The following is a 12,074-nucleotide window of genomic DNA, read 5'->3' as shown; positions in this document are numbered from 1 at the left end:
GGGCGCCCTCGAGCGCTGGAAGATCGGCCACCGCGCAGAGGTCCCCGACAGGCTTGTACCCGCCCAGGTCCGGACCGGCGTCCTTCCGCTGTTCGTACGTGTGGAGCCCGGCGCCCCACACCACCGAGGCCGCCAGCGCGCCGCCGAGCGCCCACAGCCAGGGGCTGCGGCGTCCGGCGGGCCGGGGCGGTGGCGGGGTCTCGGTGAGCGGACCGGGGCCGGCGAAGCCGGAGCCGCCGTCCAGCTCGGGTTCGGAGATCACGCGTCGCCCTTCGGCGGCGGGGTCCCGCCCGGCGGCGTCTCGCCGGGGGCCGGGGGCGTGGCGGGCGCGGGAGCCGGGGCGGGCGTGGGCGTGGGTGCCGGGGTGGGCGCCACTTCGAAGGCGGTCGCACCGCGCGGCTCGGGTGCGGCGCGCAGGGCCTGTTCGGTGCTCCACGCGCGGAGGTAGCCGACCACGGTGTTGGCGACGGCGACCAGCGGGACGGCGACGACGGCGCCGCCGATGCCGGCGGTGAGGCCGCCGGCGGCGACGGCGAGCACCACGGCGAGCGGGTGGACCCGGACCGCGCGGCCGAGGATGAAGGGCTGGAGCACGTGGCCCTCGATCTGCTGCACGGCGAGGACGACGACGAGCACCATCAGGGCGGTGAAGACGCCGTTGGTGACGAGGGCGACGACGCAGGCGAGGGCGCCGGAGACGACGGCGCCGACGAGCGGGATGAAGGCGAAGAGGAAGATGAAGACGGCGAGCGGCACCGCCATCGGCACTTCCAGGAACCAGAGGCCGAGGCCGATGAAGACGGCGTCGATGAGGGCGACGAGGACCGTGCCGCGCACATAGGCGGTGAGGGTGCGCCAGGCGCGCGGGCCGGCGCCCGCGACGCCGGGGCGGGCCTGGGCCGGGACGAGCCCCAGTACCCACTGCCAGACCTTCTTCCCGTCGTAGAGCAGGAAGAGGGTGGAGAACATGGCGAGCAGGATGCCGGTCATCGCCTCGACGATCACGGTGACGCCCTGGAGGCCGGCGGAGGTGATCTGTTCGGCGTTGGCGCCGATGGTGTCGCTGAGGTTCTTGGCGATGTCGTTGATCTGCCGCTCGGTCACGTGGAACGGGCTGTCGAGGAGCCAGCGCTTGAGCTCCTCGATGCCGTCCCTGACCCGGTCGGTCAGGTTGTCGATGTTGTCCATCACCTGCCAGACCACGAACCAGCCGACCAGGCCCATCACGACGAAGCCGGAGACGGCGGTGACGGCGGTGGCCAGGCCCCGCGGCAGGCCGCGGCGGCGCAGCATGGCCACGGTCGGCTGGAGCAGGGCGGTGACGAGAAGGGCGGCGACGAAGGCGAGGACGACGAGCCGGACGGAGCTGATGACCTTCATCAGGACCCAGACGGTGCCCGCGAGGACGAGGAGCCGCCAGCCCGCCTCGGCGGCCACCCGCATGCCCCACGGGATCGCGTCGACCGGCTCGGGCCGGGCGGCGACGGCCGGGGCGTAGTCGGGGGGCGGGGGCACGGTGAGCGTCTGCCCGCCGGAGGACTCGCCGCCGGTCTCCTGCTCCTCGCGCCCCGGGGACGCGGCCGGCTCCCGGGCGGCGGGGGCGTTCCCGGTCCCGTACGGCGGGCCGATCGGGTCCTCCCGCTCGGCCTCGGCCCTGCGCTCGTCCAGGCGCGCGCCCATCCGGCTCAGGCCTTCGCCCAGCCGTCCCAGCCACCGTGGCACTCTCGACATCTTGTTCCTCTTCCCCCCCGCCGGCTGTTCACCGCGAACCTACACGCACGAAGCCCCTCACCGGAGGACGGCGAGGGGCTCGACGGGATTGATCAGGACACCCGGGTACCGTCTAGTACCAGCGGTTGGCCTGCCAGAAGGACCAGGCGCCGCAGGGGCTGCCGTAGCGGCCGTCCATGTAGCTGAGGCCCCACTTGATCTGGGTGGCGGGGTTGGTCTGCCAGTCCGCGCCGGCCGAGGACATCTTGTGGCCGGGGAGGGCCTGGACGAGGCCGTAGGCGCCGGAAGAGGGGTTCGTGGCGCGGTAGTTCCAGCCGGACTCGTGGTCCACGATGTTGCTGAAGCACTGGAACTGCGAGGCCGGGATGATCTGACGGGCGATCGCCTTCACCTCGGCGATGGAGTAGGAGCCCTGGGCGGGCGCGGAGAAGCTCGACAGGTCGCGGGCGGCGTCGCGGCTGGCGCGCTCCTCGGCCTCCCGCTTCTCGCGCTCGGCCCGCTCCTCGGCCTCCTTGCGCTCCTGCTCGGCCTTGTCGGCCGCCTTCTTCTTCGCCTCGGCGTCCTTCGCCGCCTGGAGGCGGGCGGCCTCTTCGGCGGACTTGCGCGCGGAGGCGTCGGCGGCGGCGGCCTGGACGTCGGCCTGCTCCGTGAGGGAGGAGACCTGTACCTGGGCCTGCTCGCCGGCGGGAATGTCCGCGAGGAGGGTGGTGTCGGCCGCGGTGGCCTCGAAGTTGTCGCCCGAGGGCTGGGCGGCGTTGCCCGAGGCGACGCCGACGACGGCGCCGACGGTGGTGACCGCGGTGGCCGAGGCCACTGCGAATCCCCGGACCGAGATCCGGCTCACACGGTTTCCTTCCAGCATCGCCCGCACAGGTGACCACGCGGGCGAAATCGTGCCCCTGGCGCTGGTCTTCGACGTAACGGGTCACTGAAGACACGGGCCCGTGGTGCTGTGGGCGGCATACGGCGGACGGTTGTTGAGTTGTGTGCTGCTGCGTCCCTGAGGATGCACGTGTGCCGTATGCGGGGCCTGACGGAAGCAAGACTCTGCCGGACGGCGACGCCGCAAGGCAATTCCGTGCGGCGTGTGAAAGCTCACACCCGGGCGGCCGCAGGTGATTTGGAGGATGTGGCGGACAGCGGAGCGCCGCCCGGCTAAGCTCCTGCGCTTTGCCGGGCGGCGCCCTCGGTGAGGTGCGTACGGGTCAGATCTGCACGTCCTCCAGCATTTCGGTCACGAGGGCGGCGATCTGGGAGCGCTCGGACCGGGTGAGCGTGACGTGCGCGAACAGCGGATGCCCCTTCAGTTTCTCGACCACGGCGACGACTCCGTCGTACCGCCCGACCCGCAGGTTGTCGCGCTGGGCCACGTCGTGGGTCAGCACCACCCGGGAATTCGCCCCGATCCGGGACAGAACGGTCAGCAGGACGTTCCGTTCCAGGGACTGGGCCTCGTCCACGATGACGAAGGCGTCGTGGAGCGAGCGGCCCCGGATGTGGGTGAGGGGCAGGACCTCCAGCATGCCGCGGCCGAGGACCTCCTCGATGACCTCGCGCCCGGCGACCGCGGACAGGGTGTCGAAGACCGCCTGCGCCCAGGGGCTCATCTTCTCGGACTCGCTGCCGGGCAGATAGCCGAGGTCCTGGCCGCCGACCGCGTACAGCGGACGGAAGACCATCACCTTCTGGTGCTGACGGCGCTCCAGGACCGCCTCCAGGCCCGCGCAGAGCGCGAGCGCCGACTTGCCCGTACCGGCCCGGCCGCCCATCGAGATGATGCCGACGTCCGGGTCGAGGAGCAGATCGAGCGCGATCCGCTGCTCGGCGCTGCGGCCCCGGATGCCGAAGGCCTCCCGGTCGCCGCGGACCAGCCGTACGTTCCCGTCGGGCGTGACCCGGCCGAGGGCCTTGCCGCGCTCGGACTGGAGGACGAGGCCGGTGTGCACCGGCAGCTCGGCGGCCTCCGGCACGTACAGCCGCTCCTGGTCGTACAGCAGGTCGATCTGCTCGGCCGACAGCGCGAGCTCGGACATCCCGGTCCAGCCGTTGGCGTCCGTGACGGCCAGTTCGGCCCGGTACTCCTCGGCGAGGAGTCCGACCGAGGAGGCCTTGATGCGCAGCGGCAGGTCCTTGGAGACGACGGTGACGTCGAACCCCTCGGCCTGGAGGTTGCGCGCGACCGCCAGGATGCGGGAGTCGTTGTCCCCGAGCCGGTAGCCGGCGGGCAGGACACCGGGGTCGGAGTGGTTGAGTTCGACACGCAGGGTGCCGCCCAGGTCCCCGATGGGGAGGGGGGCGTCGAGGCGTCCGTACCGCACCCGGAAGTCATCGAGCAGGCGCAGCGCCTGCCGGGCGAAGTAGCCGAGCTCGGGGTGGTGCCTCTTGGCCTCAAGCTCCGTCACCACGACGATCGGGAGCACGACCTCGTGCTCGTCGAAGCGGGTCACGGCCTTGGGGTCGGCCAGCAGGACGCTGGTGTCGAGAACATAGGTGCGCCGGTCTGCAAGGCGGCGCTTCGTGCTGGTCACCACGGAAGGACAGACCCCCTCTGACGACCCGTTTGAGGTCGGGGTGCGACGGAACCGGTGTCGCTGCGGAATGGGACCGGGTTCAGGCCGCGATGCGCGGGCCGGGCACCGGCCCTCCGCTTCTTCCGTACGTGTCCCGCACGGTCGTCCTGGTGCAAGGGGCCTCCCGGGTGGCGGTCTCCGTGCCGCTCACTTCACCCGGGTTATGCCCTTGAACGGACGCCGCCATGCCGACGCGCCCGGCGGCGTGTTCATGAACGTGCGGTGACCGGTTCACGTCGCGGGGTGCCGGGCCGGAGGAGCCGGGCCACGGGCGCGGGGGCGGTCGGCGTGAACCGGCGGGGGCGGTGGGCCTCAGGTGCCGTAACGGCGGTGCCGGGCGGCGTAGTCGCGCAGCGCCCGCAGGAAGTCGACCTTGCGGAAGGCCGGCCAGTGGACCTCGCAGAAGTAGTACTCCGAGTGGGCGCTCTGCCACAGCATGAAGCCGGACAGGCGCTGCTCGCCGCTGGTGCGGATGACCAGGTCCGGGTCGGGCTGACCGCGCGTGTAGAGGTGCTCGGAGATGTGCTCGACGTCGACGATCTCGGCCAGCTCCTCGAAGCTGGTGCCCCGGTCGGCGTGCTCCAGGAGCAGCGAGCGGACCGCGTCGGCGATCTCCTGGCGGCCGCCGTAGCCCACGGCCACGTTCACCAGTATCCCGGTGTTGTCGCGGGTGGCCTCCTGCGCCTCCTTCAGCACGGACTGGGTCCGGGCGGGCAGCAGGTCGAGCGTGCCCACGTGGTGCACCCGCCACCGGCCGTCGGCGGCGAGCGAGCGCACCGCGTCCTCGATGATGGCGAGCAGGGGGACGAGCTGCTCCTCGGGCCGGTTCAGGTTGTCCGTGGAGAGCATCCAGAGGGTGACGACCTCGACGTCCGTCTCGGCGCACCAGCCGAGCAGCTCCTGGATCTTGTCGGCGCCGGCCTTGTGACCCTGCTCGGGCGTGCCGCCGGAGGCCTTGGCCCAGCGGCGGTTCCCGTCCAGGATGACCCCGATGTGCTTGGGCACCTGGGCATGGTCGAGTCGGCCTTCCACCCGGCGTGCGTAGAGCCCGTACACCAGGTCGCGCAGGTTCACTGTTCTTTACCCCTCCATGGGCGGCGGTCCGCAAGCCGCCACACTACTGCGCACGGGCGACGGGCTCCCAGCCAGGGACTGTCACAAGTCCGTGATAAGCAGAGATACGTGACTGATTCCCCCCTCTACCGCGCCTCCGCGGACCGCTACGACACGATGGAGTACCGCCGCACCGGCCGCAGCGGTCTCAAGCTCCCGGCGATCTCGCTCGGCCTGTGGCACAACTTCGGCGACGACCGCACGCTCGACTCCCAGCGGGCGATCCTGCGCCGCGCCTTCGACCTCGGGGTCACCCACTTCGACCTGGCGAACAACTACGGGCCGCCGCCCGGCTCCGCCGAGCTGAACTTCGGCAAGATCTTCGCCCAGGACTTCGCGCCCTACCGGGACGAGCTGATCGTCTCGACGAAGGCCGGCTATCTGATGCACCCGGGGCCGTACGGCGAGTGGGGCTCCCGCAAGTACCTGATGTCCTCGCTCGACGCCTCGCTGAAGCGCATGGGTCTCGACCACGTCGACATCTTCTACTCGCACCGCTTCGACCCGGACACCCCGCTGGAGGAGACGATGGGGGCGCTCGCCTCCGCCGTGCAGCAGGGCAAGGCGCTGTACGTGGGCGTCTCGTCGTACACCGGCGAGCAGACCGCCGAGGCGGCGCGGATCCTGAAGGAGATGGGCGTCCCGGCCCTCATCCACCAGCCGTCGTATTCGATGATCAACCGCTGGACGGAGGAGGACGGCCTGCTCGACACCCTCGAGGCGGCCGGGATGGGCTGCATCGCCTTCGTGCCGCTGGCGCAGGGCCTGCTGACGAACAAGTACCTGAAGGGCATCCCGGAGGGCTCGCGGGCCACCCAGGGCAAGTCCCTCGACCCGGGCCTGCTCTCCGACGAGGTGCTGCGGCGGCTGCGCGGCCTGGCGGACATCGCCGAGCGGCGCGGGCAGTCCCTGGCGCAGCTGGCGCTGTCGTGGGTGCTGCGGGACGAGCGGATGACGTCGGCGCTGATCGGCGCGTCCAGCGTCGCCCAGCTGGAGGAGAACGTGGCGGCCCTGGCCGGTGCCCCGCTCACCGCCGAGGAGCTCAAGGAGATCGACTCGTTCGCGATCGACACCGAGGGCACGAACATCTGGGCCGGGCGGGGCTGACGCGCCACGCGCGCGCCGGCGACCGGCTGCGGGGGCGCGGGAACAGAAAACGGGCCGGTCCGTGGGGGGGATACGGACCGGCCCGAGGGGGGGTTTCCACCATAACCCTTCATTACTCGTGCTGCGCGCAACGCGCGCCGAAGGAATGGCCACCGATTCCCCCGATCCCAGACGGGACAAGGGTTCCGGGCCCTGGTGGCGGGTTTGCGCCCCGGCGTGGCGGCGGGGTTCCGTCCCTCCCACGGGGGACCGCCCCGGACCGTAGCCGCGTTGACGCGCTGCGTGGTCCGGGGCGGCCCCGGGCAGATCAGGCGGCCTGTGCCGCCTTGCGGGCGACGATCTCCGCCATGAAGCGGTCGCCCCACTCCCCCAGCGGCAGCAGCGCCGTGTTCAGCGCCTCGCCGAGCTCCGTCAGGGAGTACTCCACCCGGGGCGGCACCTCCCGGTAGATCTCCCGGTGCACGATGCCGTCCGCCTCCAGCTCGCGCAGCTGCTGGATCAGCATCTTCTCGCTGACCCCCGCGACCAGGCGGCGCAGCTCCCCGAAACGGACCGGGGCGTGGGCGTGCAGCGCCCACAGGATGAGGGGCTTCCACTTGCCGCCGACCACGTCGACGGCCGCGTCGAGGCCGCAGCCGTACATGCTCTTTCCCTTGGCCATCGCCAACTCCCCTACTCCCAGCCGCTCGGTCCCGGTGCCTGACAACGGTACGTCCGAAGGGGTGCCCCGAGTTCCGCCTTCCGCCAGGAGCGGACCCTTCAGGGCAGGGCGGTGAACGCGCCGAGGAGCAGCCCGAGAAGACCGCCCGCGAGCATGAAGGGGCCGAAGGGGATCGCCGAGGAACGCCCGGCCCGGCGGAGCAGGACGAGCCCTCCGCCGTACACCGCGCCCAGCAGGAAGCCCAGGAAAGCGCCGGCGAAGAGGACGCCCCAGCCGTACCAGCCGAGCGCCGTGCCCAGGGGCACGGACAGCTTCACGTCACCGAAGCCGAGCCCCCGCGGGCTGAGGAGATGAAGGACCAGATAGGCGCCGCCGAGGCCGAGGCCGCCGAGCAGCGCGTGCGTCCAGGAGCCGGAGTCGTACGGCAGGAGTTCGGCAACTCCCAGGAGCAGCGGCACGGCGGCGGCCAGCGGCAGGGTCAGTCCGTCCGGCAGCCGGTGCACCCGCGTGTCGACCGAGGCGAGGAGGACCGCGAAGGGCGCGGCCAGCAGCCACACCGCGAGCTCGGGGCGCGGTCCACCGGTCGCCGCGGCGAGCGCGGCACAGACGAGGGCGGTGACCAGGGGCGCGGCGAGGGGCGCCCGGGTGGTCGCGCAGGCCGCCCGCCCGGGGCCGCCGAGCCAGCCGCGTGCCGGGCCGGCGAGGACGTGCCCGGCGGGGCAGCTGTCCCGCCAGGGGTCACCGGGGGGCACGGCGAGCCGGTACGCGGCACGGGGGACGAGCATCCCGGCGACCGCGCCCCACAGGGCGGCGAGGGTGATCAGCGTGGCGTACACCTGCCAGACCCTAGGGGGAGTGCGCCGGGGCGTGGGGTGGAAGGGCCGGGCAGGGGGCGGGGGTTCGGGTGTTAGCGTCGTGCCGTGGTGGAGCACCGGGACGAGACCAGGGCGGCCTACGACGGGGTCGTCGAGCTGTACGCGTCGCTGTTCGCCGACGGGCTGGAGACGCAGCCGTTCGCACGGGCCATGATCGGCACCTTCGCCGAGCTGGTGCGCGGTACGGGTAACCTCCGGGTGGCCGACGTGGGCTGCGGGCCGGGGCACGTGACGGCCCTGCTGCGCGGCCTGGGCCTCGACGCCTTCGGCGTCGACCTCTCCCCCGGCATGGTCGACCACGCGCGGCGGGCGCATCCGGGGCCGCGGTTCGACGTGGCGCCGATGGAGGATCTGCCGGTGCCGGACGGCGCGCTCGGCGGCGTCCTCGCCCACTACTCGATGATCCACACACCGCCCGCCGAGCTGCCCGCGCTGCTCGCCGAGCAGGTGCGGGTCCTGGCGCCGGGCGGTCTGCTCATGGCCTCGTTCTTCGGGACGGAGGGACCGGAGCCGGTCCGCTTCGACCACAAGGTGACGCCCGCCTACAGCTGGCCGGTGGACCGTTTCGCCGGCCTGCTGACCGGGGCGGGGCTCGTCCCCTTCGCCCGCCTGCTCCACGACCCGGCCTCCGAGCGCGGCTTCCTCGACACGCACGTACTGGCTCGCCGGGCCTAGGGGTGTCGTCGGACCGGCGTGGGCGGGGAGGGCGCATGTGGTGGAGGCGGGCGCCGTGGCGGGACGGGTCAGGGGTGCTGGTCGTGCCGGGCGGGTCACCGGAGGTGCCGTTGGAGATCGCGGCCTCGTACCGGGCGCGCAGGCGCGGCCTGCTCGGGCGGGACGGGATCGGGGGAGCGATGCTGATCACCCCGACGAACAGCGTGCACACCTTCGGGATGCGCTTCGCCATCGACGTGGCCTACCTGGACCGGTCGTTCCGCGTGCTGTCGGTGGTGACGATGCGGCCGGGCAGGCTCGGCCTGATCCGCCCGCGCGCCCGGCACGTCCTGGAGACGGAGGCGGGCGCGATGGCGGAGTGGGGGGTGCGGCCCGGCGTGCGGGTGGCGGTGCGGCTCACGGAGGGCCGGAACCGAGCAGGGTGAAGGCACCGTACGCGGCCGAGGCGAGGGCGAGAACGGCGAGGACCGGTACGGCGGTTCGGGGCCGGAGGCGGGCCAGCGCGGCGGCCGGCGGCAGCAGCAGCCCGAACGCGGGCATCATCAGACGCGGCCGGGAGCCGAAGTACGCGGCTCCGATCAGGGAGACGACGACCACGCCGACCGTGTACACGAGCAGGGGCAGCGGCTGCCGCTGCCGGACGCAGAGCGCCACCAGGCCGCCGAGGAGCACCAGGGCGGCGGCCAGGCCGAAGGCGGCGGGCCACGGCAGGCCGGCGATGAAGCGGGCCAGGGCGAGCCCTCCGTCGATGGAGTTGCCCCAGGCCGCCTGCACGGCGAAGTAGGCGGTCGGAGCACCCTCGCGGACGCCGACGTACGTGACGTGTCCGAGCCAGCCGAGAGGGGCGATCAGGACCCCGGCGACGGTACGCGGCGGCAGGCGCCGGTCCTGGACGAGTGCGGCGAGAGCCGTGACGCCGAGGGCGGCGATCAGCGCGACGGCCGTCGGGCGGGTCAGCCCGGCGGCGGCGCAGAGCAGGCCGGCGAGGATCCAGCGCGCGCGGAGCACCGCGTACAGCGACCATGCGGCGAGTGCGGTGAACAGGCTCTCCGTGTACGCCATCGACTGCACGAACGCGGTCGGGTACACGCCCCAGAGCACGGCGAGCAGCACCCCGGTCCGCTGTCCCGCGATGTGGGCCCCGCACCGGTACAGGCCCCAGGCGGCGGCGAGCGAGGCGGTCCAGGAGACGAGCAGCCCCGCGGTGGCCGCGTCGAGGGGGAGGGCGGCGGACAGGCCCCGTTCCAGGGCGGGCAGGAGGGGGAAGAACGCGAGGTCGGAGTGGACGGCGCCGGTGGGAAGGGTGGCCTCGTACCCGTAGCCGTTCTCCGCGACGCGGACGTACCAGACGGAGTCCCAGCGGCCCCGCAGCCGGTGCAGCCAGTCCTCGCCGGTCACGGCGGCGGCGAGCGCGAGGACCGCGAGACCGGTGAGGCGGGTGGCGGCGTAGCCGCCGACGGCGAGCAGGGCGGGGCGGGTGAGGGTGAGGGGGCCGGTGGGGCCGGCGGGGCCGGCGGGGTGCGCGGTGCCACCGGAGGGACTGGTGGGGCCGGCGGGGTGCGCGGGGCCGACGGGGCGGCGGGGGTCGGGCATGCGATCGATTATCGGGGGGCCCGAGGCCGCTCAGCCGAGGGGCCTTATCCGGACGAACTTCGCGGACAGTACCGGTCCGAGCTGGTGGACGATGGCGTGCCCCGGCTCGTGCGGCGCGGGCAGGTCACCGAGGAAGGAGGTGACGATCACCTCGTCGATCCCGAGGATCCCGCGCCGGCTCTGCTCCTCCAGGAAGTCGAGCGTGCGGCGCCAGTGGGGGGCCGCGGTGGTCCCCGACGCGCGGGGCGGGTGCGGCACCTCGGGCGGCGGCCCCTCGCGGAGGAAGGAGCGGACTGTGCCCTGGACGACGTCCCAGAAGAAGACGTGCGGCAGAACACCACCCTGCAGGAAGACGTGCGACTCGTACGCTCCCCGGAACTCGGGGACACGGGCGACGAGATCACTGACCAGCTGCACACTCGGCGTCGTCGACGTCATCTGCGGCCCACTCCGGACGGTCCCTGTTGTCGTTCCGCTCCAGAATGCTCCTCCACAGGGGGTTTTCCACAGGGGGTGCGAAGTATCCCCCTTCCGTGGATCGTTGGGCACATGTACGAGTTGCTGATCCTCGCGCAGGGCGGGGTGCTCCTGACGGCCCGGGCGCTGGCGGCGGGCTGGTCGCGCGGCCGGCTCGCGGGCTGCCTGCGCCGCGGGCAATGGCAGCGGATCTGCCGGGGCGCCTGGGCCGTACCGGGCAAGGAGGTGGACTGGCGGGTGCGGGCCCGGGCGCTCCAGCTGCTCCGCCCCGAGCTGGTGTGCAGCCACCGGACGGCGGCCCTCCTGCACCGGATCGAGGTCCTGGCACCCCCGGACGACCCGGCAGACCCCGGCCTCCTGGACTTCACCGCCCCCTGGCCGGCGAAGGCCTCCCACGACGAGCGGATACGCGTCCACACCACGGTCCGCCCGGCCGAGCGGGACCGGGTGCTGCGCCGCGGCCTGTGGACGACCACCCCGGCCCGGACGGTCGCCGACCTCATACGAGGCTGCCGCGGCCGGGAGGAAGCGGTCGTGGTGGCGGACTCGGCACTCGCCCGGCGGGCCGTCGCGGGCGTCCGCCGCGAACCCCTGGTCCACCGCGAGGACCTGGCCGCCGCCCTGTCCGCCCGGCACCCCGGCGCCCGGCCGGCCCGTGCCTGGCTCCGGCTGGCCGAACCCGCCTCCGGCTCCCCCGCCGAGACCGTCGCCCGCCTGCGGATGGCGGACGCCGGCCTCCATCCCGAACCACAGCCGGCCCTCCGCACCGCGCGCGGCCACGTGGTGCACCCGGACTTCCTGTTCCGCGCGGCCGGCCTGGCCGTCGAGATCGAGGGCTACGCCTTCCACGGCACCCGCCACGCCCACGAACGCGACATCGCCCGCTTCAACGCGCTCCAGTCCTGTCCGGAGATCCGCCGCGTGCTGCGCTTCACGGCCCGCGAGGTCTTCACCCGCCCGGACCGCGTGACGGCGACGATCCGGGAGGCACTGGCACTGGAGCGATGAGGGGAGGGGAGGGTGGGGGGAGGGGGGGCGGGGGGAGGGTCAGGGGGCGTCGGTGCGGGGGAAGGAAATCTCGACGCGCCGGTTCTTCCTGCGGCCGTCCTCCGTCCGGTTGTCGGCGATCGGGTAGTCCTCGCTGTACCCGCGGATCTCGTACGACGTCCCCGGGTCCAGCCGCCGCGCGAGCACCCGCTGCACGGCGACCGCGCGCTCCTTGGAGAGCTTCAGCCCGTGCTCGTACGTCCCCAGGTTGTCCGTGAACCCGAA

13 protein-coding genes and 1 pseudogene are annotated in these 12,074 nt (G+C 73.2%); 4 read left to right on the top strand and 10 right to left on the bottom strand.

The features are described 5' to 3' along the window. From RIF68_RS12245 to RIF68_RS12225, 5 genes and pseudogenes are all read right to left on the bottom strand, one after another. Positions 1–262: pseudogene (locus RIF68_RS12245) on the bottom strand (hypothetical protein); the annotation flags it as partial. Then, positions 259–1,731, bottom strand: coding sequence for an AI-2E family transporter (locus tag RIF68_RS12240; protein WP_309051229.1), 1,473 nt, complete (start codon positions 1,729–1,731; stop codon positions 259–261). The pseudogene RIF68_RS12245 and the gene RIF68_RS12240, both read right to left, overlap by 4 nt. A 112-nt stretch (positions 1,732–1,843) precedes the next feature. Continuing rightward, entirely contained in the window at positions 1,844–2,575 is a 732-nt protein-coding gene (locus tag RIF68_RS12235; RefSeq protein ID WP_309051228.1) for a transglycosylase SLT domain-containing protein, read from the bottom strand. Positions 2,576–2,936: 361 nt separating this feature from the next. Further along, positions 2,937–4,262 carry a PhoH family protein gene (locus tag RIF68_RS12230; RefSeq protein ID WP_309051227.1) on the bottom strand — a complete coding sequence of 442 codons (1,326 nt, stop codon included), beginning with the start codon at positions 4,260–4,262 and terminating at the stop codon, positions 2,937–2,939. Between the two features lie 351 nt (positions 4,263–4,613). Beyond that, complete coding sequence (locus tag RIF68_RS12225; protein ID WP_309051226.1) at positions 4,614–5,375, bottom strand: isoprenyl transferase; 762 nt, start codon at positions 5,373–5,375, stop codon at positions 4,614–4,616. A 108-nt stretch (positions 5,376–5,483) separates the two neighbouring features. Here RIF68_RS12225 and mgrA point away from each other — a divergent pair, with 108 nt between their 5' ends. Beyond that, positions 5,484–6,521 carry an L-glyceraldehyde 3-phosphate reductase gene (gene mgrA / locus RIF68_RS12220; RefSeq protein ID WP_309051225.1) on the top strand — a complete coding sequence of 346 codons (1,038 nt, stop codon included), beginning with the start codon at positions 5,484–5,486 and terminating at the stop codon, positions 6,519–6,521. 307 nt (positions 6,522–6,828) lie between these two features. On the opposite strand, the gene RIF68_RS12215 is transcribed toward mgrA, so the two are convergent. Then, positions 6,829–7,182 (bottom strand): helix-turn-helix domain-containing protein, encoded by a 354-nt coding sequence (locus tag RIF68_RS12215; RefSeq protein WP_309051224.1) that lies wholly within the window; start codon positions 7,180–7,182, stop codon positions 6,829–6,831. A gap of 98 nt (positions 7,183–7,280) precedes the next feature. Then, positions 7,281–8,018 carry an A24 family peptidase gene (locus tag RIF68_RS12210; RefSeq protein ID WP_309051223.1) on the bottom strand — a complete coding sequence of 246 codons (738 nt, stop codon included), beginning with the start codon at positions 8,016–8,018 and terminating at the stop codon, positions 7,281–7,283. A gap of 84 nt (positions 8,019–8,102) precedes the next feature. Between RIF68_RS12210 and RIF68_RS12205 the strand changes: the two genes are divergently transcribed. Together RIF68_RS12205 and RIF68_RS12200 are read left to right on the top strand one after the other, a co-directional pair. Beyond that, on the top strand, positions 8,103–8,732 hold the full coding sequence (locus RIF68_RS12205) for a class I SAM-dependent methyltransferase (protein WP_309051222.1): 630 nt from the start codon (positions 8,103–8,105) through the stop codon (positions 8,730–8,732). Positions 8,733–8,767: 35 nt separating this feature from the next. Next, positions 8,768–9,157, top strand: coding sequence for a DUF192 domain-containing protein (locus RIF68_RS12200; protein ID WP_309051221.1), 390 nt, complete (start codon positions 8,768–8,770; stop codon positions 9,155–9,157). Here RIF68_RS12200 and RIF68_RS12195 read toward each other — a convergent pair. Further along, positions 9,129–10,325 carry a mannosyltransferase family protein gene (locus RIF68_RS12195; protein ID WP_309051220.1) on the bottom strand — a complete coding sequence of 399 codons (1,197 nt, stop codon included), beginning with the start codon at positions 10,323–10,325 and terminating at the stop codon, positions 9,129–9,131. The two genes, RIF68_RS12200 and RIF68_RS12195, sit on opposite strands and share 29 nt — an antisense overlap. 30 nt (positions 10,326–10,355) lie before the next feature. Beyond that, positions 10,356–10,763, bottom strand: coding sequence for a hypothetical protein (locus RIF68_RS12190; protein ID WP_309051219.1), 408 nt, complete (start codon positions 10,761–10,763; stop codon positions 10,356–10,358). 111 nt (positions 10,764–10,874) lie between these two features. Between RIF68_RS12190 and RIF68_RS12185 the strand changes: the two genes are divergently transcribed. Next, complete coding sequence (locus tag RIF68_RS12185; RefSeq protein WP_309051218.1) at positions 10,875–11,810, top strand: hypothetical protein; 936 nt, start codon at positions 10,875–10,877, stop codon at positions 11,808–11,810. A 39-nt stretch (positions 11,811–11,849) separates the two neighbouring features. Here the strand turns inward: RIF68_RS12185 and RIF68_RS12180 are convergent. Further along, a partial coding sequence (locus RIF68_RS12180) for an OmpA family protein (RefSeq protein WP_309051217.1) occupies positions 11,850–12,074 on the bottom strand: 225 nt, incomplete at its 5' end.

It is taken from the genome of Streptomyces sp. (assembly GCF_031178505.1).
Taxonomy (GTDB): Bacteria; Actinomycetota; Actinomycetes; order Streptomycetales; family Streptomycetaceae; genus Streptomyces; species Streptomyces gulbargensis.
Note: the sequence above shows the minus strand (reverse complement) of the source record. Positions and strands in the feature narration are given on the sequence as shown.